Below are 544 nucleotides of genomic sequence, written 5' to 3' on the forward strand. Positions count from 1 at the left end.
AAACTCAAGTGCTAAGTACTTTCGCTTAGCCTCTGGTAAAGCAAGTTCATCAGCACTTAAATTAACCTCATCAATCTGGCCATCACCGTCAAAATCATATGACATTTGAATAGCTTCACCTGGGTTATTAAGCACATAGTAAGAACCTTGACCCACGTTATCGGTAATGCCCATTTCTGCAAGCTTTTTAGCTAATACTGGGCCGACATCAGTGTCTTCAACGCTGCGTCCAAGATCACGATAAATCGCTCGTACACCCGCTGACATAGTATCGAATACTTCTTGCTGATAGCCGATAGTAAATTCATCACTGTACATTGGTTTTAATGAAGATGAAGCAATCAACCCTGGTTCAGTAATACCACGCTGGCGCCAACGCCTATCTCGCAACATATCTCCTCTGCTTGGCGAGCCATCAGCCATTAAAGTTGGTGCACCGTTTGCGTCTAGTTCATCTAACTCAAAGTACTCAAACCATTCAATCGAAGCAGATCCTTGGGTAATATTCATGTTCGCAGAGACTGGTTGGAAATAACGCCCATAT

At 43.2% G+C, this 544-nt stretch carries 1 pseudogene; it reads right to left on the reverse strand.

What is annotated here, in order from left to right:
- Positions 1-544 (reverse strand): annotated as a pseudogene (locus tag CWB80_RS21965) (TonB-dependent receptor); the annotation flags it as partial.

It is taken from the genome of Pseudoalteromonas sp. S1650, from assembly GCF_005887195.1.
GTDB lineage: Bacteria > Pseudomonadota > Gammaproteobacteria > Enterobacterales > Alteromonadaceae > Pseudoalteromonas > Pseudoalteromonas simplex.